Origin of the sequence: Okeania hirsuta (genome assembly GCF_003838195.1) — a bacterium.
GTDB classification, from domain to species: domain Bacteria; phylum Cyanobacteriota; class Cyanobacteriia; order Cyanobacteriales; family Microcoleaceae; genus Okeania; species Okeania hirsuta.
The window spans coordinates 1-1,557 of the sequence record NZ_RCBY01000565.1 but is presented as its reverse complement, the minus strand read 5'-3'; the positions used below and the strand labels follow the sequence as shown (position 1 = coordinate 1,557).

At 31.0% G+C, this 1,557-nt stretch carries 1 protein-coding gene; it reads left to right on the top strand.

The window, feature by feature from the left end; genetic code table 11:
• The first annotated feature begins 467 nt into the window (after positions 1-467).
• Positions 468-1,322, top strand: coding sequence for a DUF6816 family protein (locus tag D5R40_RS32880; RefSeq protein ID WP_124142816.1), 855 nt, complete (start codon positions 468-470; stop codon positions 1,320-1,322).
• Positions 1,323-1,557 lie beyond the last annotated feature (235 nt).

Genomic DNA, 1,557 nt, shown 5'->3' with positions numbered 1-1,557 from the left:
GAATCCCCATGTAATTTTCCTCCTGTCTCCTGTCTCCTGTCTCCTGTCTCCTTCTTCAATAACTGAGTGGTCTGAGATTTTACAAGCTTTATATCTTCCATAACTTTATGAAATTAGTATTAGTTAGGAAAACTCAATTTAAAATTTTGCTGTAATCACCAATAAAGAATTTATGATTTACAGAATTTAAGTGATTTAATCGAAGAATTGTTAAAAGTACAATTGAGAGGATGTTTTAAAAGTGAGGGGATATTGTCATAAAGCTCACAAAGTTGATACTGAGATTTGTAGATAACAACACCTTAAAATCTAGCAAAATTTTTGATATTTGGTTTATTTATTTTGGCTTGAGGAACGATATTCGCAGCAACTATCCGACAAAAAAGCTGAATACTTGATTCAATCAAACATCTCAAATAAAAATGGTATACTAAGAAATTATTCAAAAAATAATTGCGACTATAATAATGCACAAATCTAGAAAAAATTATCAAAAATTCTGGCAAGTAATTTGGAGTTTATGTTTAATTACAATTATTTTGCTTCGGGCTAATAATGCAATAGCAGGAACACTTACTTCCAGAATTGATGATTTTCCTAACTGGGAAAATAAACCATCAATTAGCACTGCTAAAGAGGACTTAATTTATCCAGATTGGATGGCAGGAAATTGGAATGTTAAAAGCACTTTAATAAATATGGTTGCACCATTAGCCCCAGAAATTGTTACGCCAGGCTTTGAAAATAATCGTAAATATTTGCATCAATCAGTAAATTTTCAAGTTAGATTTATTAAGTTCGAGCCAAACTTGAATATCGAAGAAATATCCCAACAAAAATTAATTAATCTGCCCATATATTGGTCTAATCAAAAATTAGATTTACCCCCAAAAGCAGTTATTGCAGATCGAGAATTTAACGGATTAAATATTGGCAAAGCACTTTTGGGTGATGATGCAATTTTATCTGTAAAAATTGACCAAAATAATCCTAATCGTCAGACAACTATTTTGCGAGATAATCTAGAGTTAGTTTCAGTTATTACTGGTAGGGCAAGGGAACAATTAAACTCAGATAATTTTATTACCTGCGAAATAACTCAGCAACTATTTCAGGGTGAGACTATGATTTACTTAAATGAGGTAGAAACAACTACAGATTATCATCATATTATCGATGAAAATCAAGGAGAAATAATTGAAGCAAATCAGATAACTGCTATTTATTTATCACCTCAAGACCCTGATTATTTTGTGGCAGGTAATCATCCCGTAGCCTTGTATCGTTATCAGTTAGAATTATTGCCTTTGCTAGAAGAATAATATCATGTCCCCTTGAATACTTATAAATAATGGAGTAGGGAGTAGGGAGTAGAGAATAATAGGAATATTTACCCTGTGTAAAAAGATAGGTTTTTTCATCACTAATTATCCAGACTTAATATAATTCAGAATTTAGGAATCAAAAGATTTGAAGGAATTTTTTACTGCTTTTTATAGAAGTTTAAGTTTTGTTAGACCATAGTAGAGACTTTCCATAAAGGGTCTCTACAAAAAT

Excerpts from the sequence above, each read along its gene's own strand:
- D5R40_RS32880 (WP_124142816.1), top strand. The coding sequence starts at position 468 with ATGCACAAATCTAGAAAAAATTATCAAAAATTCTGGCAAGTAATTTGG.